This window comes from Paranoxybacillus vitaminiphilus (assembly GCF_003259935.1).
Lineage (GTDB): Bacteria > Bacillota > Bacilli > Bacillales > Anoxybacillaceae > Paranoxybacillus > Paranoxybacillus vitaminiphilus.
This window is the reverse complement of sequence record NZ_QLMH01000014.1, coordinates 23,440-40,943: the sequence shown is the minus strand read 5'-3', so window position 1 is coordinate 40,943 and position 17,504 is coordinate 23,440. Positions and strand designations below refer to the sequence as shown.

General features: G+C 41.1%; 16 protein-coding genes. 4 read left to right on the top strand and 12 right to left on the bottom strand.

The genetic code is table 11. The annotated features are described in order from the left end of the window. Nucleotides 1–39: 39 nt before the first annotated feature. Nucleotides 40–1,032, top strand: coding sequence for a tryptophan--tRNA ligase (gene trpS, locus B0I26_RS13825; protein ID WP_111646012.1), 993 nt, complete (start codon nucleotides 40–42; stop codon nucleotides 1,030–1,032). A 118-nt stretch (nucleotides 1,033–1,150) separates the two neighbouring features. Here the strand turns inward: trpS and B0I26_RS13820 are convergent, their stop codons facing one another. From B0I26_RS13820 to B0I26_RS13800, 5 genes are all read right to left on the bottom strand, one after another. Then, nucleotides 1,151–1,891: a YjbA family protein gene (locus B0I26_RS13820; RefSeq protein WP_111646011.1), complete on the bottom strand. Its 741-nt coding sequence runs from the start codon at nucleotides 1,889–1,891 to the stop codon at nucleotides 1,151–1,153. Between the two features lie 86 nt (nucleotides 1,892–1,977). Beyond that, a complete protein-coding gene (locus tag B0I26_RS13815; RefSeq protein WP_111646038.1) occupies nucleotides 1,978–2,184 on the bottom strand; it encodes a hypothetical protein in 207 nt (68 codons plus the stop codon). Between the two features lie 98 nt (nucleotides 2,185–2,282). Next, nucleotides 2,283–3,080 (bottom strand): DUF2268 domain-containing protein, encoded by a 798-nt coding sequence (locus B0I26_RS13810; RefSeq protein WP_111646010.1) that lies wholly within the window; start codon nucleotides 3,078–3,080, stop codon nucleotides 2,283–2,285. Between the two features lie 111 nt (nucleotides 3,081–3,191). Beyond that, nucleotides 3,192–4,430, bottom strand: coding sequence for a beta-ketoacyl-ACP synthase II (gene fabF, locus B0I26_RS13805; protein WP_111646009.1), 1,239 nt, complete (start codon nucleotides 4,428–4,430; stop codon nucleotides 3,192–3,194). 59 nt (nucleotides 4,431–4,489) lie between these two features. Beyond that, nucleotides 4,490–5,422, bottom strand: coding sequence for a beta-ketoacyl-ACP synthase III (locus tag B0I26_RS13800; protein ID WP_111646008.1), 933 nt, complete (start codon nucleotides 5,420–5,422; stop codon nucleotides 4,490–4,492). Between the two features lie 183 nt (nucleotides 5,423–5,605). On the opposite strand from B0I26_RS13800, the gene B0I26_RS13795 reads away from it, so the two are divergent. Next, nucleotides 5,606–5,860, top strand: coding sequence for a hypothetical protein (locus B0I26_RS13795; RefSeq protein ID WP_111646007.1), 255 nt, complete (start codon nucleotides 5,606–5,608; stop codon nucleotides 5,858–5,860). Nucleotides 5,861–5,968: 108 nt separating this feature from the next. Here the strand turns inward: B0I26_RS13795 and B0I26_RS13790 are convergent, their stop codons facing one another. Beyond that, complete coding sequence (locus B0I26_RS13790; RefSeq protein ID WP_111646006.1) at nucleotides 5,969–6,925, bottom strand: BMP family ABC transporter substrate-binding protein; 957 nt, start codon at nucleotides 6,923–6,925, stop codon at nucleotides 5,969–5,971. A gap of 163 nt (nucleotides 6,926–7,088) precedes the next feature. Beyond that, nucleotides 7,089–7,820: a hypothetical protein gene (locus B0I26_RS13785; RefSeq protein WP_111646005.1), complete on the bottom strand. Its 732-nt coding sequence runs from the start codon at nucleotides 7,818–7,820 to the stop codon at nucleotides 7,089–7,091. 183 nt (nucleotides 7,821–8,003) lie between these two features. Here B0I26_RS13785 and B0I26_RS13780 point away from each other — a divergent pair, with 183 nt between their 5' ends. After that, entirely contained in the window at nucleotides 8,004–8,186 is a 183-nt protein-coding gene (locus tag B0I26_RS13780; protein WP_111646004.1) for a DUF2929 family protein, read from the top strand. A 136-nt stretch (nucleotides 8,187–8,322) separates the two neighbouring features. Here the strand turns inward: B0I26_RS13780 and clpB are convergent, their stop codons facing one another. Together clpB and B0I26_RS13770 are read right to left on the bottom strand one after the other, a co-directional pair. Further along, a complete protein-coding gene (gene clpB, locus B0I26_RS13775; protein ID WP_111646037.1) occupies nucleotides 8,323–10,929 on the bottom strand; it encodes an ATP-dependent chaperone ClpB in 2,607 nt (868 codons plus the stop codon). Between the two features lie 141 nt (nucleotides 10,930–11,070). Then, nucleotides 11,071–11,250 carry a YjzC family protein gene (locus tag B0I26_RS13770; protein WP_111646003.1) on the bottom strand — a complete coding sequence of 60 codons (180 nt, stop codon included), beginning with the start codon at nucleotides 11,248–11,250 and terminating at the stop codon, nucleotides 11,071–11,073. A gap of 131 nt (nucleotides 11,251–11,381) precedes the next feature. Here B0I26_RS13770 and B0I26_RS13765 point away from each other — a divergent pair, with 131 nt between their 5' ends. After that, a complete protein-coding gene (locus B0I26_RS13765; protein WP_111646002.1) occupies nucleotides 11,382–12,203 on the top strand; it encodes an undecaprenyl-diphosphate phosphatase in 822 nt (273 codons plus the stop codon). Between the two features lie 123 nt (nucleotides 12,204–12,326). On the opposite strand, the gene argF is transcribed toward B0I26_RS13765, so the two are convergent. Genes argF through B0I26_RS13750 form a run of 3 tightly spaced genes read right to left on the bottom strand, consistent with a single transcriptional unit; the run spans nucleotide 12,327 to nucleotide 17,498 of the window. Then, nucleotides 12,327–13,286 carry an ornithine carbamoyltransferase gene (gene argF / locus B0I26_RS13760; protein ID WP_111646001.1) on the bottom strand — a complete coding sequence of 320 codons (960 nt, stop codon included), beginning with the start codon at nucleotides 13,284–13,286 and terminating at the stop codon, nucleotides 12,327–12,329. Continuing rightward, nucleotides 13,283–16,426 carry a carbamoyl phosphate synthase large subunit gene (locus B0I26_RS13755; protein WP_111646000.1) on the bottom strand — a complete coding sequence of 1,048 codons (3,144 nt, stop codon included), beginning with the start codon at nucleotides 16,424–16,426 and terminating at the stop codon, nucleotides 13,283–13,285. Before B0I26_RS13755 ends, argF begins: the two co-directional genes overlap by 4 nt. Beyond that, a complete protein-coding gene (locus B0I26_RS13750) occupies nucleotides 16,419–17,498 on the bottom strand; it encodes a carbamoyl phosphate synthase small subunit (protein ID WP_111645999.1) in 1,080 nt (359 codons plus the stop codon). The genes B0I26_RS13755 and B0I26_RS13750 overlap by 8 nt, the downstream gene beginning before the upstream one ends. Nucleotides 17,499–17,504: the final 6 nt, after the last annotated feature.

The window sequence follows — 17,504 nt, the reverse complement described above, 5'->3', positions numbered from 1 at the left end:
CGATTGGGTTTTTTATTATGTTTTTAAAGGAGTGATTGGATGAAAACGATTTTTTCTGGCATTCAACCAAGCGGTGTCATTACTCTTGGGAATTACATCGGTGCAATGAAGCAGTTTGTCGAATTACAAAACGAATACAACTGCTATTTTTGCATTGTTGACCAACATGCGATTACTGTGCCGCAAGATCGCCTTGAACTTCGCAAAAACATTCGCAGTTTAGCTGCACTCTATTTAGCAGTCGGTATTGATCCGAACAAAGCAACATTGTTTATTCAATCCGAAGTTCCGGCCCATGCTCAAGCAGGCTGGATGCTGCAATGCATCGCCTATATCGGAGAATTAGAGCGGATGACGCAATTTAAAGATAAATCCGCAGGTAAAGAAGCGGTCAGCGCAGGTTTGTTAACGTACCCGCCGCTCATGGCTGCCGACATTTTGCTTTACAGCACAGATATCGTTCCGGTTGGCGAAGACCAAAAGCAGCACATTGAATTGACGCGCGATTTAGCAGAACGGTTTAATAAGCGATATGGCGAAATTTTTACTCTCCCGGAAGCACGCATACCAAAAGTAGGCGCGCGGATTATGTCACTTGCTGACCCGACAAAGAAAATGAGCAAGTCAGACCCAAACAAAAAAGCATTTATCACATTGCTCGATGATGCAAAAACAATTGAAAAGAAAATTAAAAGCGCTGTTACAGATTCCGACGGCATTATTAAACACGATAAAGAAAATAAACCGGGAATTACAAACTTGTTGAACATTTATTCGATTTTAGCGAATAAAACAATCGACGAATTAGAAAAAGAATACGAAGGAAAAGGATATGGAGAGTTCAAAGCAGACCTTGCGCAAGTCATCATCGACACACTAACGCCAATTCAAGAAAAATATTACAATTTAATGGAAAGCGATCTGCTGGACGAAGTTCTTGATGAAGGAGCAGAAAAAGCAAATAAAGTTGCCAATAAAATGTTAAAGAAAATGGAAAATGCGATGGGGCTTGGAAGAAAGAGAAAAAAATAAAAATATGGAGGCTGTCTCATGAGCAAAGGGTCAGACCCCACAACCATAATATATATAACGTTGAATAAGAACACTATATATATTACTCGTGAGGTCAGACCCTTATAAGACAGCTCTTTTAATTTACTTTCGGTTCCTGTTCCGTTTCCCATAACTTCTCAAAGAACGGCTGGCCTTTAATTAAATTCTCACAAAGCTGAACATGCTTGTCCGTCCATCCGTACTTTGTCTCTTCATATAAGTGATTCCACGCCTCTTCAAAAGACATTTTTTGAATGTGAGAATATTTTTCCGGAGCCCACTCTGTATACCAATAACGTACTTCGGCCACATTTTTTGTCGAATAAAGCTGATCAAGAGCCATAAAGAGAAGCTGCTTAAGCTGTCGTTCTTTCCGCGTTAATCCGCTCATTAAGTGCGGTGAAGGCGACAATATATGATGTTCTTTCTCGTAAGCATGAAACGGATATACAGCTTCCTCTTGTTCCGCAATCATATCGTATACTAACTGTTCTTGTCTTGGGATTAATCGGCTTTTACGAATCGGAATGTTATAGCCGATTGTATCAACAGCAAGTATCCCTTTGCCGTCAGAAACGACAAAACAATAATCTAACTGAATGCGTTCATGATTTTTTCTTACAAATGTTTTTTGATATACTTCCTCAAGAAGTGCCTGTGGAATTTCCGATAAGCTATTTTCAATATAGTCGTACAATGCCGAGGAAACTTTCAATAAAGGGACTTGGTCTAAAAGCTCGACTTGGTCATCTTTGCGCCATTCATGAAAATAGCATACGTTATAACCATTTTCTTCCCCTTCAAACCAATTGACCCAAATATCATGAAGATACAACATGAAATACCCCTCACTTCAAAACCTATTTGTCCATCAGTATAGGCAGAGGTAGTTCATTTTATTCCAACAAAACCTTTTTTATCCATTTATTCTTGATTACTCGGAAAATAAAGGCTTAACCAAATAAGAAAAAGACCTAATGGAAATAAATAACATTCCGCTTTTTTACTTATAAAATAAAAATAATCGATGATTCCTTGTCCATCTGCAATAATATTTAAATACGCAATCGAGGTAACCCCGCCAATGATCGAAAAACCAAAGCCGACTAGATAAACGAAAACTCGTATCATCGCATCATTCCTTTTCCGCGCAAAACTTGTCCATCTATTACTAAATGTATGCTGCAGAAAAGAAAGGAATGACGAAATAATAAAAGAGACGATTTCATTCATGAAACGTCTCGGTCAGCAAGTTTAGCGATTTGCTCGGAAGTTAAAGACATTAACTTTGCAAAAGTGACATCTCTCTTTTGTAAACAACGATTGACAAGGTCATATCCAACTGCATAACCAAGCATTTTTGGATAGAAGTTCAATCCATAAAGCAGACGGTCATAAAGCGGATGGGTAACATGAATAGATTGATAAGGTAAAATATATTTCTGCCAAAATTCTGCTAATTGTTTTGCAGAATAATAGTTCGTCCACTTTGCATTATAGGATGGGCCGACATATTTACGTACGGCATTTTCTGACAATCCTTCTAGAACGATCGCATCGAGCAATGTATAATCTTCTTCTTTCTTTGCCATTCTCCTTAACCGGCAAACATGATTGTACTCATGAATGATTAACGCTTCCATCTCCTTTTTTGTATGATGCGGCAGCAAAAACAAAAACAGTTTATCTCGATAGGAAAGGCCCCCTTTACCGTTAAACTCGCGCTGTAACCTTCCATTTCGCCAATCCGCCGGAAAAATAAAAATAGGAATATCTGGACCATTCCATTTTTTTATTAGTACTTTATATATTTCGGTAGCTTTTTCCCATATACGCTTTGTTTTCATTTCTTGGACAACTTGCTGTAATCCATTTGCCGATCGGCACATCCCGTGTCTTGTCAAATGTAAAAAAATTTCACGGGAAGTCGCTTCTTTTTCTTTAAAATACGGCACTAGCTTTTCACATAATTCCATCGGGGGCTTTTTCACGTTCATTAACCATTCATCTGTAGGCAAAACAGCCATTTTCGCGTCATCCCTTTATCTTTTTTACTATCATATGAATATAGGAAAAGTGAAGTGAAACATGACTTCCCCAAAAATAAAAGAGGCCACTAAGTCAGCCTCTTTTATTTTTTATTCATATTTTTTAAAGATTAATGTCGCATTATGTCCGCCAAATCCAAGCGAGTTGCTTAATACAGCTCGCACTTCTTGTTTACGGGCAACGTTTGGCACATAATCAAGGTCGCATTCTGGATCTGGTGTTTCATAGTTAATCGTCGGCGGAATGATCCCTTCTTTAATCGTTAATATGGAGAACACTGCTTCGACAGCGCCTGCTGCTCCCAGCAAGTGACCCGTCATCGATTTTGTTGAGCTGACGGCCAACTTATAAGCATGTTCACCGAACACTTCTTTAATAGCCATTGTTTCATATTTATCGTTATATTCTGTACTTGTACCGTGCGCGTTAATATAGTCAATTTCTTCCGGTTTCATTCCTGCATCAGAAAGCGCCTGTCTCATTGCGCGCACCCCGCCTTCACCGCCCGGAGCGGGAGCTGTGATATGATAAGCATCTCCTGTTGCCCCGTAACCAACAATTTCGGCATAAATTTTTGCACCGCGTTTTAACGCATGCTCTAATTCTTCCAGTATAAGAATACCAGCGCCTTCCCCCATAACAAAACCATCGCGGTTTTTATCAAACGGACGGCTCGCTGTTTTTGGATCTGGATTCGTTGATAGTGCCGTATTCGCGCAAAAGCCGGCTAAAGACATCTTTGTGATCGGCGCTTCCGTTCCTCCTGTAATCATGACGTCGGCATCGCCCCGCTGAATCACTTTGAAAGCGTCACCAATCGAGTTCGTTCCCGTGGCACACGCTGTCACCGTACATGAGTTAATGCCTTTTGCCCCGAGAATAATCGAAACTTGACCAGCAGCCATATCCGGAATCATCATCGGCACAAAAAACGGACTGACGCGGCGGTATCCCCGCTGTTGAAAGATTTCAAACTGCTGTTCAAACGTTTCCATGCCGCCGATTCCTGAACCGATCCAAACACCGACGCGCGGTGCGTTTTCCTCTGTAATCTTTAAATCCGCATCTTGCACGGCCATCAACGAAGCGGCAACGGCATATTGCGTAAAGCGGTCCATTTTTCTTGCATCTCTTTTATCCATATAGTTTTCCGGATTAAAATCTTTCAATTCTGCTGCTACTTTTGCTGGATAATCATCAGGATTGACGCGGGTCAGCGGACCGATTCCTGATTTTCCGGCAATTAAATGCTTCCATGTTGTTTCTACATCGTTCCCAAGCGGCGTAACAGCTCCTAAGCCTGTGACAACGACTCTTCTCTTTTTCATCTTTTCCGCAGCTCCTTTTTTCTTTTAATAATACATAAAAGAATGTCCATTGTCATTGATTAACGGCCCCAGCGCAACGCAACAGCTCCCCATGTTAATCCGCCGCCAAAACCGACCATAATAATTAAATCGTCATCTTTAATCTTGCCAGCCTCATACTCTTCGACAATCGAAATTGGAATCGAAGCAGCCGAAGTATTTCCATATTTTCTAATCGTTGTTGACATTTTATCCTCCGGCAATTCTAAACGCTGCCGTGCCGCTTCGACGATTCGAATGTTCGCTTGGTGCGGGATAAGAAAGTCAACATCTTTTTTTGTCAATCCGGCTTTTTCTAATACGTTAATGCACGATTCTCCCATTTGTCTTACCGCAAATTTAAACACTTCTCTGCCGTTCATAATCACATATTCATCTTGATATAAATGCTTTCCGCCTGTTCCATCTGCTCCTAACTCAAACGATAAAATGCCGCGTCCTTCGGAGACAGGTCCCATGACTACTGCTCCGGCGCCATCGCCAAATAAAACGGCCGTGTTGCGATCTTGCCAATTAAGAATTTTTGATAGTTTTTCAACCCCTACTACTAGTATATATTTATAAGCACCTGTTTCAATAAATTGTTTCGCTGTAACCATGCCGTATATAAATCCTGCGCACGCCGCGCTAATATCAAGCGCTGCCGCTTTGGCCGCCCCTAAACGTTCCTGCAGCATACATGCCACGGAAGGAAACGGGCGATCCGGCGTCACTGTTGCCACTAGAATAAGATCAATGTCTTGCGCGGAAATTCCTGCATGCTCGATCGCTTTTAAAGCCGCTAAATATCCCATATCGGACGTATTCATATCATCCGAAGCGATTCTTCGTTCTTCAATTCCTGTTCTCGTACGAATCCATTCATCGGATGTATCCATCATTTTTTCCAAATCAAAATTTGTCAATACTTTTTCAGGTAAATATCGGCCTATTCCTATAATCCCTGCATTCATGCCGAACAACCCCTTTTATATTTATATATATAACCAATTATTATTACTTGGTACTAATTTTAACTGAATTTTACGGGATGTGCAATATAAAATTACCTTTGTTCAATAGCGGCAATCGTCTATTCACACACTCTGAATTTTTTCATAAAGTACTAGTAAATAAAAGGGGAAGAGGGAGATTATATGGAAATTAACGGTAAAAATAAAAGAAATATATATAACGATCGATTTTCCCGTCTCATGTTCGGGCCATTTCCACAAAGACAAGCTATGACAGAGCATAAAAAAGATGAAACTCATGCTTCAGAGCCGCCGCAGCAAATCGATTATATGCAGCTGATGAAAGATATCGACACGCTTGTTTCGTCTTTTGAAAAATTTAAACCAATTGTCAAGCAAATGACTCCTTTATTCAATTTGTTTAAAAACAAGGGCTGACCCATCCGTGTCTGACCTCACGCACATCTTACCATATATAGCTTATTGGACCAATATGACATGCTATATATGTGTTGTGGGGTCTGACACTTTGTTTTCGGGTCAGCCTCATTGTTCATTCGGTAATTTACCGGTCTTTTGATAGCGCTCAATTTCATTAGCCAGTTCTTGACGAAACTGTTGATCAACTAGCGGACTAAATTTTCCCATGGAAATGACTCCATCCTGAAAGTCAAAGTATAAATTTCCTGATTTTAATTTTCCATCATTAAATTGTTTTGCAACGAGTTCATATAAGCGGTCAACATGTTGGACAGTACTTGTTAAAACAGTCGCCTTTCCTAAATCGGATTGGTCAGTAACGTAACCAATGGCATAGAGGCCGTGCTGCTTTAGTTTTTCAATGACAGGAACATTAAACCCATCACCGGCCGGATAAACAACATCAACCCCATCAGCAATTAATTCATCAAGCAACTCTAGAGCGCGGTGAACATCATCCCAATGTTGAACAAAGCGGACTTCCACCTCAACATTTTCGTTTTGGTATAACGCTCCTTCAAAAAAACCGTTCACTTCAGGCTGCCATTCAAAAGCGGCGATTACTCCGACTTTACCTGTCTTTGTCATTTCTCCCGCAACCATTCCTCCAAAAAACCCCATAGCGTTCCCGGCAAAATTTAAACTCGTTACATTTTTTTCTTTTGCTTCTCCATTAAAGCAAACGAAATGAATATGAGGATATTGCGAAGCTAGACGATTGAAATATTCAGCGTACTCGCTTCCGTGTCCAAAAATTAAATTGACCCCTTTACGGTCAAATTCTGCCACAGCTTGTTTCACGGCTGCTTCATTATCCATGCCTTCTTTATAGAAAACATCTACTTTAAACTGCGACTGAATCTTCAATAACCCTTTATATCCTTTCGTTCCCCAAACTTGATCATTAATCGTTTCGGGAACTAATAATCCCACTTTTTCCAGCTGTCCACTTGTCCGTCCTACTGGTTGACAGCTTGCTAATATAAAAAAGCATAAAAGTATAGCTAAAAGAGGTTTTTTCATTAAATGTTGCACTCCCTCAAATCCTCTCTCCCTAAAAAACTGACATTGAAAATGCTTGTTTTTCACCTTCATTTTACATGCATGAGACGATATGGTAAAGTTTATTTATTTTTGCCATAAAAAATCGTTCCTCTACCATTTGTTTGCGCTTGATAGAGGAAGTTTATGATAAATCATTATTCTCTTGATAAAACTTATGGATCGCATGAGAAAATCCGTATCTTTTTTCCGGCAAATGATAAATAACCGTAATCGGACAACACCAAGTTTTCCTTAATTCTTCATATTTTCGGCAATGAAGCGAAGATGGATAATGAGCAACGCCAGACATTTGCCATATTTTCACCGGGAAACACTTCTGGTTCGTTGACAGTGACGAAAGAACGGAGGAAACATTTTCATCCTTCACCTCATAGGCTGAAGCTATTTCTTTTATCATTCGTTTGTAAAAAAATTTATTTTCTCGTTCATAAGCTACTTGTGCCTGCAAATCTAAACATGGACTCAGCATCGCCACTGCGCGAATTCGCTCCGGCATTGCATCCACTAGACGTAAAGCAGCTAAAGCACCCATTCCTTCAGCAAGAAGATAGATTCGCTTGTTTAGTATTTCACTTTTTAATACGTAATAAATGAGCTGTTTAGCAAGCCGAACTGCTTTTGGGCTTCCCCAATGCCTGCCATATAAATTCGAATAAAAAATGGTATAGCCGTATTGTTTCAACTCTTCAATAAGTTGGCTTCTTCCTGCATGCTGCATCCAAAAGCTCGTTTTTTCATTGACAAAATGATTCGTATCTCCAATGAGCAATATAGCAAAACCGTTGGGACGTTCAGGCAAATGAATCGTACACCATTGTTCATCAAGCTGAAAGAAGCGTTCCTTGATTGTCATCACATTTCACCCTTACTTTCACAGTACATAATTGTACATTATAATTTATGTGGAATAATCAAAGTGGTAAGGGCATTTGCCTAGAGCGACAGGACAAAACGCCAATTTTAGAAAACAGCTTTGCTACCGAAGTTAATTATGCTAAGATAAAAAAAGAATGTTATGGAAACTGAGGTGAAGGCGATGAAATTTTTCTGGACTTTCTTTTGGACATTTTTGCTTGTGCACATGGCTACATATGTTGTAAGCTCAATGCAAGGCAACGCATATGATTTCGCATCTGGTTCATTGTTAGCTGTAGTAGCTACCGTTATCATTATCGTGATTGCAAATGTGATTCCAAACGATCCTGTAGAACATCATTAAAAAATGCTCAAAGCTGAACACTGCTAATGCTTACAAAAACAGGGGCTGACCCATTCGTGTCTGACCTCACGTGCAACCCATAATATATAGATTGTGAGGTCCGGCACTTCGCTTTTGGGTCAGCCCTCATTTTTTCTTATTGCTTTTCAAGCATAATTTGGCCGTTTTCGTAGTCAATCAGCACATTGCTGTAGTCTTTTATGCGGCCGGCAATGATTTCTTTTGCCAATTTCGTTTCAATGTGTTTTTGGATAAACCGCCTTAACGGACGCGCTCCGTAAACAGGATCAAATCCGGCAGTTGCAATATATTCTTTTGCTTTGTCTGTCAATGTTAGCGTAATATGACGGTCGGCAAGCCGCTGGCTAAGCTCTTTCACCAATTTATCGACAATTCCTTTAACTTCATTCACAGTTAACGGCTTAAATAAAATAATATCATCGATGCGGTTTAAAAATTCCGGACGGAAATGTGCCCGCAATTGCTGTAATACTTGCTCCCTTGTTTCTTCTTTCATTTCTCCTTCATTTGTTACTCCTTCAAGCAGGAAGTGTGAACCAATATTGGATGTCATAATGATGACGGTATTTTTAAAATCGACCGTTCTGCCTTGCGAATCTGTAATTCGTCCATCATCAAGCACTTGCAGTAAAATATTAAACACTTCCGGATGAGCTTTCTCGATTTCATCTAAAAGAATGACGGAATAAGGTTTGCGGCGAACCGCTTCCGTTAACTGTCCGCCTTCTTCATAGCCGACATATCCAGGAGGTGCGCCGATTAAACGAGATACAGCGTGTTTTTCCATATACTCTGACATATCGATGCGGACCATTTGTTCTTCACTGTCAAACAATGATTGTGCTAACGCTTTGGCGAGCTCCGTTTTTCCGACTCCGGTTGGTCCTAAGAAGATAAAAGAGCCAATTGGCCGATTCGGATCTTTAATGCCGGCACGGGCGCGCAGCACTGCATCGGCAACAAGCTCTACCGCTTCGTCTTGACCGATGACACGTTCATGTAAAATGTCTTGCAGGCGCAATAGTTTCTCACGTTCTCCTTCGACAAGCTTAGCAAGCGGAATGCCTGTCCATCTTGATACAACTTCCGCGATTTCTTCTTCCGTCACTTCTTCACGAAGCAAACGTCCTTCCTCTTGTTTTTCGCTCATTTTCTGTTCAAGCTGCTTTAATTCTTTTTCAAGCTGAGGAATGCGGCCATGACGCAATTCAGCGGCTTTATTTAAATCATACTCATTTTCCGCTTCCTCTAATTCGCGTTTTGCTTTTTCCAACGCCTCACGCAAATTGCGTACGTTTTGAATCTCCTCTTTTTCCTGCTGCCACTTTACTTTCATGCTGTTCGCCTTTTCACGCAAATCAGCCAATTCTTTTGTCAATGCTTCCAGACGCTCTTTGCTCGCTTCATCTGTTTCTTTTCGGAGCGCTGCTTCTTCAATTTCAAGCTGCATGACGCGGCGCATGACTTCGTCCAATTCCGTCGGCATCGAATCAATTTCCGTGCGAATCATCGCGCATGCCTCATCCACTAAGTCAATCGCCTTATCCGGAAGAAAGCGTTCAGAAATATACCGGTCTGATAAAGTAGCTGCCGCAACAAGCGCCCGGTCATGAATATTTACCCCGTGATGAATTTCGAAGCGTTCTTTTAATCCCCGCAAAATCGAAATCGTATCTTCCACTGTCGGTTCCTCAACGAGTACTTGTTGAAAGCGTCGTTCCAAGGCCGGATCCTTTTCGATATATTGGCGATACTCATCAAGCGTGGTCGCCCCGATGCAGTGCAGCTCTCCGCGTGCAAGCATCGGCTTTAACATATTGCCTGCATCCATTGCCCCTTCCGCTCTTCCGGCACCGACAATCGTATGAAGTTCATCGATAAACAGAATAATACGCCCTTCGCTTTTCTTTATTTCATTTAATACAGCTTTTAAACGTTCTTCAAACTCTCCGCGGAATTTCGCCCCGGCAACAAGTGAGCTCATATCAAGCGCAAAAATTGTTTTATCCTTTAGCCCTTCCGGAACATCTTTGCGAACGATACGCTGCGCCAAGCCTTCAACGATCGCTGTTTTACCGACCCCCGGTTCACCGATTAACACCGGGTTATTTTTGGTTTTGCGCGATAAAATGCGAATGACGCGGCGAATTTCACTGTCACGCCCGATCACAGGATCGATTTTTCCCGCTTTCACTTCGGCAACTAAATCCCGTCCGTATTTTTTTAACACTTCATATGTAGCTTCAGGAGTTGCACTCGTCACGCGTTGATTCCCCCTTATGTCCATTAATACTTTCAATAACGAATGACGTTCAATACGATATTTTTTGAATAAGCTCACGATTTCATTTGCTTGTGTATCATTTGTCAGCGCCAACAACAAATGCTCGACTGAAATGTATTCGTCTTGTAACCGCTTGGCTTCTTCCTCAGCATTCACTAACAGACGTTGGAGATGATGGGTAATATATACTTTTCCTTTCTCTACACCAGCTCCGATTACTTGCGGCTTTTTCTTTATGAGTGCATGCAGATCATTGACAAACGCTTCAATATCAATGTGAAGATAATCGAATATCCGCCTCGCCAACCCGTCTTGTTGCTCGATTAAGGCGAGTAACAGATGGACAATATCGATTTCTTGATGATAATGTTGCATAGCTAACGATTGGGCGGACATGAATGCTTCTTGAACTTTTTCCGTCATTTTGTTCATATCCATTGCCTTTTTCGCCTTCCTTTTTGACTTTTTTTGACCTTTAATTTTATTATATCTGATTGTTTTTTCTATTTTCAATTGAAAAGCCACCCGAAAATAGGATGGCTTTGAGCATTTGAATATTGACTCCACGCGCCGCTTTCTTTATGGTTTGCGCACGTAAGTCCAATGACGGTTATGATTCGATGTTTCCGGGAACGTGTCCCCTGCTTTCAATTTAAGTTTCTTTGGATTTTTTACGTTGTCTCCTGTTTCTCCAATTTCGATATATACTCCATTATTTGGAGCTTTATCTCCCGGTCCAAAGTGTCTTCGTTGACCCATGTTTTGATTCCTCCTTGTAAAACGAAGCTACACTATTAACATTTCCGTTTATTCGATCATTTATCGTTTACATTTGGAGGCAAAATATAGTTAAATAATGAAGGACGGAAAATTAGTTGGAGGAAATCATGATGGAGCAGCTTAATCAAATATATTTAATCTTTAAATACTTATTGTTGGGAATTTTCCAAGGATTCACCGAGCCAATCCCCATTTCCTCAAGCGGGCATCTCGTTTTGCTCCAGCACTTTTTACAGTTAAAAATTGAAGGTCTTAGTTTTGAACTGCTTATGAACACCGCTTCTTTGTTTGCGGTATTGCTGATTTACAAAGAAGACCTGCTTCGTTTAACAAAAAATGGAATGAAATATGTAACGGTAAAAGAACAAAGTGCAAAAGATGATTTTCGCTTTATAGCCTATTTAATTCTTGGCACGATTCCTGCTGGAGTTATAGGAATTTTATTTGAAGATGCGATTGCCGAATATTTTAAATCGATAAAAGTGTTAGGCTTTACGTTAATGATTACAGGAATTGGCTTATGGGTCATTCGCAACCTGCGCGGACATAAGCGGGATGGAGAATTAACAGCAAAAGATGCACTTATCGTTGGTATGGCTCAAGCAATTGCTTTAATTCCCGGCATCAGCCGTTCAGGAGCGACCATCGTTGCGGCGATGCTGCTAGGAATGAAACAAGAGACGGCATTGCGTTTTTCATTTTTGCTTTATATCCCTGTCAGTGTCGGTGGAATGATTTTAAGCTTTTCTGATTTATTAAATGATCCGAACATCCGTACATTATTGATTCCATATACGATTGCCTTTATCGGCTCATTTATCGCATCTTATTACTCACTGAAATGGTTTATGGGAATTATGGCGCGCGGGAATTTGAAATATTTTTCTTATTATTGTTTTATTGTCGGCGCACTCGTCATTTTATTTACTTAATACAAAAAGGCTGTCTCATAAGGGTCTGACCCCATGTCCGTTTCACAATATATAGCTCATTTATCTAATGCCGATATATTGTGTTGCGGGGGTCTGACCCTTCACGTTTGAGACAGCCGCTTTTTATGCTCCTAATAATGACAACAAAATCGCTTTTTGTGCATGAAGACGGTTTTCTGCTTGTTGGAACACGGCAGAATGTTCACCATCAATGATGTCTGACGTAACTTCTTCGCCGCGGTGAGCCGGCAAACAATGAAGGAAAATATAATCATGTTTAGCATATTTCACTAATTCCGCGTTTACTTGAAACGGCTGAAAAACGCGCAGACGTTCAGCACTTTCATTTTCCTGTCCCATGCTTGTCCATACATCTGTATAAATCACATCCGCATCTTTCACCGCTTCATCCGGATGATTTGTGACTGTAATGGATGCACCTGTTTGTTTAGCAATTTGCAACGCTTCTTCTACCATCTTTTTCTTCGGCTCATAGTTTATCGGACAGGCAATCGCAAAGTCCATTCCTACTTTCGCGGCAGCGATCATTAACGAATGGGCAACATTATTGCCGTCCCCCACATAGGCAAGCTTAACCCCTTTAAATTTCTTTTTTATTTCATAAATGGTTAATAAATCTGCAAGCGCCTGGCACGGATGAGCATCATCTGTTAAGCCATTAATCACTGGAACAGTTGCATATTCAGCTAATTCTTCAATTTTACTATGAGCAAACGTACGAATCATAATGGCATCAACGTATCGTGATAATACTCTTGCTGTATCCGCAATCGTCTCACCGCGCCCAAGCTGCAAATCATTGCTGCTCAAAAAAAGCGCATGACCGCCAAGCTGCGTCATCCCCACTTCAAATGAAACTCTTGTACGCGTAGACGGTTTTTCAAAAATCATTGCCAGCGTTTTCCCGGAGAGAGGAGTAAACGTTTCCCCTGAACGCTGTTTTTGCTTTAATTCACCTGCCAATGCTAATAAATATTCAATTTCTGCAGTTGAAAAATCTTTGAGCGCTAAAAAATCTCTTCCTTTTATATTTACACTTTTGTCATTAGCTGCCGTATTCATAAAATCACCGCTTTCTCTGTTTGTTGTTTTAGGAAAAGCCACTGTTGAATCGAAGAGACAGAAAACTCTTTACAATGAATTCCTTTTAAAAACAGTTGGCATGTTTCCAGTTCTGTAAACGTCAAAATTTGGCGGGACAGCGCAAGTTTTCTCCATGTCGAACTTTGTTCATCTTTCTTTAAGCTAAAAAATGCCAATGCTTCCTTACGTTTCACCCATTCTTCAAACGGCGCTTCCGTAACAACCGTAAGCCGCTTTTCTTTTATCGTGTTTGTTAGCTGCTTAATTTCATCTGTCTCTTCTAAACCATCGATATCTAAATAAATTTCATTCGCTTCTCCTTTTCGTGAAACATATGGATGGAATGCCTTTGCTGCTGCTTCTTCAAGCGTGTTTGCGATGCTGATTCCTTCTCCCGTTGATTTCATTTCTGGTCCGACAAGCGAGTCAACTCCAGGCAGCTTATGAGTTGAAAAGACAGGATATTTTAAAACAACATATGGGACATCAGCGAGCAGTTCGGCTTTTGTCTCAACTACATCCTCCAAACATTTCCCAAGCAATAACTTTGTCGCAATTTGCACAAGCGGAACACCTGTCGTTTTGCTGACAATCGGTACGGTGCGGCTTGCGCGCGGATTCACTTCCAACACGTACACAACATGGTTATGAATCACATATTGAATGTTCATAATTCCTTTGAAATGCAGCTTGCGAACGATTTTTCTTGCATATGTCACAATCTGTTCTTTTTCATCTTCGGTGAGTGACACTGCCGGTAAAATCGCATAGCTGTCACCTGAATGAACTCCCGCTTTTTCTACATGTTCAACGATGGTTGGAATGAAAATGTTTTCTCCATCAGCGACTAAATCCACTTCCGCTTCTTTTCCTTGCAAATACGCATCAATTAATACAGGGTACGTAATAAAATGTTCGTTTAGTAAGCCATGAAGCTCTTCTTCATTTTTTACAATGAACATTCCCTTTCCGCCAATCACATATGAAGGTCGTAATAAAACCGGAAAACCAATCTCTCTTGCTTTCGCAAATAGTTGCGTTTCATCATCGGCCATCAATCCCGGGACGTGAGGGATCTTTAATTCCTCTAACAGCTGATAAAAACGCTCGCGGTCTTCCAATTGGTCAATCACATCATGGGAAACGCCGATGATGTTCACCCCGGCCTCTTCCAGCTCTTTAACAAGATTAATCGCTGTCTGTCCGCCGAATTGAACAATTACTTTATCGATTTGTTCCGCCTCAATGACGTTTAACACATCTTCAAACGTAAGCGGCTCAAAATATAAACGATTGGCAACAGCGAAATCGGTGCTGACTGTTTCCGGATTGTTGTTAATAAGGACCGTTTCATAGCCTTCCTGCTGCAACGCATAAACGCTGTGAACAGAGCTGTAGTCAAACTCAATTCCTTGTCCGATGCGAATCGGTCCGGAACCAATGATTAATACTTTTTGCTTATCACTTTTCTTTAGCTCGCTTTCACCAAAATAGCTTGAATAATAATAATCTGTCTCTGAATGAAACTCCGCCGCACATGTGTCAACCATTTTATAAGAAGGAACAATTCCTAATGCTTTTCGTTTTTCCCTTACTTCTTTTTCACTAACATTCCATACGTTAGCTAAAAAGAAATCAGAAAACCCTTTTTCCTTTAGGAGTTGCAATGTGTTCTCGTCCACATCTTGCATGTTTGTTTCCATCGCCTTTTTTTCTAATGCAATCAATTGCCAGAATACATTTAAAAAGAAGCGGTCGATTTTCGTTAATTGCTGCACCGTTTCAATGCTTTCGCCGCGGCGGAACAGCTCCAATATCGCAAAAAAGCGGCGGTCATCGGCTTTTGTTATCAATTGCTTCAACTCTTCCGTTGTCATCTTCTGCAATGAAGGCAACAGTAAGCCAATATTTTCCCATTCTAATGAATGAACCGCTTTTTGGAAAGCGCGCTCCATATTCCGATCAATCGCCATCACTTCACCCGTCGCTTTCATTTGCGTGCCAAGCTGACGGTCCGCATAAGGAAATTTATCAAACGGCAGACGCGGAAATTTGACAACGACGTAGTCCAGCGCCGGTTCAAAGCTCGCATACGTATTTTTCGTGACCGGATTTAATAATTCCGCCAACGTATATCCGACCGCCAATTTTGCCGCAATCCGCGCAATTGGATAGCCGGTCGCTTTTGACGCTAATGCCGAGGAGCGGCTCACGCGCGGGTTGACTTCGATTAAATAATAATTTTTACTAAATGGGTCTAACGCAAATTGAATGTTGCAGCCGCCGATAATTCCAAGCGCAGAAATGATTTTGACAGCTGCGCTGCGAAGCATATGATATTCCTCATCTGTCAATGTCTGCGATGGTGCAACAACAATCGAGTCTCCCGTATGCACTCCTACAGGATCGACATTTTCCATGTTGCACACAGTAATGCATGTATCGGTATAATCGCGCATCACTTCATATTCAATTTCTTTGTAACCGGCAACGCTTCGTTCAATTAAGCATTGCGTAATCGGACTTTCCGCCAGCCCTTTTTCAACAAGGGAGACAAACTCCTCCATTGAAGCAGCAATACCGCCGCCGCTTCCTCCTAATGTGTAAGCGGGACGGATAATAATCGGAAAACCAACTTTTTCGGCAAATGCAATGGCATCCTCAACGTTTGTAATGATTTCACTTTCCGGAACAGGTTCGCCCAGTTCATACATTAACTGGCGGAACGCTTCACGGTCTTCCCCTTTTTTAATCGCCTCAATCGGTGTACCTAACAATCTCACATTATATTTTGTTAAAATTCCTTTTTCATGGAGCTGGAATGCTAAATTTAACCCTGTCTGTCCGCCAAACGTCGCCAGCAGCCCATCGGGTCGTTCTTTGGCGATGACTTTCTCTAAACTTTCTACTGTCAACGGCTCAAAATAAACAGCATCTGCATGCACTTCATCAGTCATAATGGTCGCTGGATTGTTGTTCACAAGGATGATGCGGTATCCTTCTTCCTTTAAAGCTAAGCATGCCTGCGTACCGGAATAATCAAATTCCGCTGCCTGGCCGATGACAATCGGTCCTGAACCAATAATTAAAATCGATTGAAGTGTCTCATCTTTAGGCATACACTTTCTCGCTCCTTACGTTCTTCATAATTTGTAAAAATTCATCGAAAATGCTGTTCGTATCGCTCGGACCCGGATGTGCTTCGGGATGATATTGCACGGATAAAATCGGTTTTGTTGGATGGAACATTCCTTCTACCGATTGATCGTTAACATTTGTAAAACGAACCACAAACGGCGTATGCGCCAAACTTTCCTTATTTACGACATATCCGTGATTTTGTGATGTCATAAATACCTTCTTTTTCACTGAATCATAAACCGGCTGGTTGGCTCCGCGATGACCAAAACGCAGTTTTTCTGTATCCGCCCCGTATGCTAAGGCAACTAATTGATGGCCTAAGCAAATCCCGAGAGTCGGATAATGGTCTATCACTTTGCGAATCGTTGGCAGCTGTGATGAAAGCTGTTTTGGATTTCCCGGACCGTTTGACAGTAAAATACCGTCCGGCTCAAGTGCTTGAATCGTTTCAAATGACGTATTGTATGGAACAACTGTAACTTTACATCCTCTTGACAATAAAGACTGCAAAATGGATTTTTTATAGCCAAAGTCGAAAAGCACGATATGTGTTGAGCCATTTCCATATGTTTCGATTTGTGTAGTAGATACTTGCTGTATAGGCTGTTCTTGCCGCTCTGTTTCTCCGAATTCTCCGCATTCAGAAGTTAAGCTAATCTTCCCCTGCATGGCTCCTTCTGTGCGAATTTGTTTTACTACCGCACGTGTGTCAACATGAGTAAGCAAAGGAATATTCCATGCTTGCAAATAGTCCTTTAAACTATATTGCGATTGATAATGATATCCTTTCGTGCTTGCTTCATAGACGACCACCGCCTGAACGTGGGGCTTTTTGCTTTCAAAATCGGCTGCATTAATTCCGTAGTTGCCGATGAGCGGATAAGTAAATACAATAATTTGGTTTTTATATGAAGGATCAGTGAGCACTTCCTGATACCCGGTCATTCCTGTAAAAAAGACAACTTCACCATTCACTTCACTGTCTGGAATGGCCGTTTCTAATTTTCCCTCAAACGTTTTCCCATTTGCTAAATGCAAATAAGCTTTCATTGTGAC

Bases quoted from the DNA above. Each gene is read 5' to 3' on its own strand.
- B0I26_RS13785 (WP_111646005.1), bottom strand. From the start codon at position 7,820: ATGACAATCAAGGAACGCTTCTTTCAGCTTGATGAACAATGGTGTACG.
- B0I26_RS13815 (WP_111646038.1), bottom strand. From the start codon at position 2,184: ATGATACGAGTTTTCGTTTATCTAGTCGGCTTTGGTTTTTCGATCATT.
- fabF (WP_111646009.1), bottom strand. From the start codon at position 4,430: ATGAAAAAGAGAAGAGTCGTTGTCACAGGCTTAGGAGCTGTTACGCCG.
- B0I26_RS13780 (WP_111646004.1), top strand. From the start codon at position 8,004: ATGAAATTTTTCTGGACTTTCTTTTGGACATTTTTGCTTGTGCACATG.
- B0I26_RS13770 (WP_111646003.1), bottom strand. From the start codon at position 11,250: ATGGGTCAACGAAGACACTTTGGACCGGGAGATAAAGCTCCAAATAAT.
- B0I26_RS13800 (WP_111646008.1), bottom strand. From the start codon at position 5,422: ATGAATGCAGGGATTATAGGAATAGGCCGATATTTACCTGAAAAAGTA.
- argF (WP_111646001.1), bottom strand. From the start codon at position 13,286: ATGAATACGGCAGCTAATGACAAAAGTGTAAATATAAAAGGAAGAGAT.
- trpS (WP_111646012.1), top strand. From the start codon at position 40: ATGAAAACGATTTTTTCTGGCATTCAACCAAGCGGTGTCATTACTCTT.
- B0I26_RS13765 (WP_111646002.1), top strand. From the start codon at position 11,382: ATGGAGCAGCTTAATCAAATATATTTAATCTTTAAATACTTATTGTTG.
- B0I26_RS13790 (WP_111646006.1), bottom strand. From the start codon at position 6,925: ATGAAAAAACCTCTTTTAGCTATACTTTTATGCTTTTTTATATTAGCA.
- B0I26_RS13810 (WP_111646010.1), bottom strand. From the start codon at position 3,080: ATGGCTGTTTTGCCTACAGATGAATGGTTAATGAACGTGAAAAAGCCC.
- B0I26_RS13820 (WP_111646011.1), bottom strand. From the start codon at position 1,891: ATGTTGTATCTTCATGATATTTGGGTCAATTGGTTTGAAGGGGAAGAA.
- B0I26_RS13755 (WP_111646000.1), bottom strand. From the start codon at position 16,426: ATGCCTAAAGATGAGACACTTCAATCGATTTTAATTATTGGTTCAGGA.
- B0I26_RS13750 (WP_111645999.1), bottom strand. From the start codon at position 17,498: ATGAAAGCTTATTTGCATTTAGCAAATGGGAAAACGTTTGAGGGAAAA.
- clpB (WP_111646037.1), bottom strand. From the start codon at position 10,929: ATGGATATGAACAAAATGACGGAAAAAGTTCAAGAAGCATTCATGTCC.
- B0I26_RS13795 (WP_111646007.1), top strand. From the start codon at position 5,606: ATGGAAATTAACGGTAAAAATAAAAGAAATATATATAACGATCGATTT.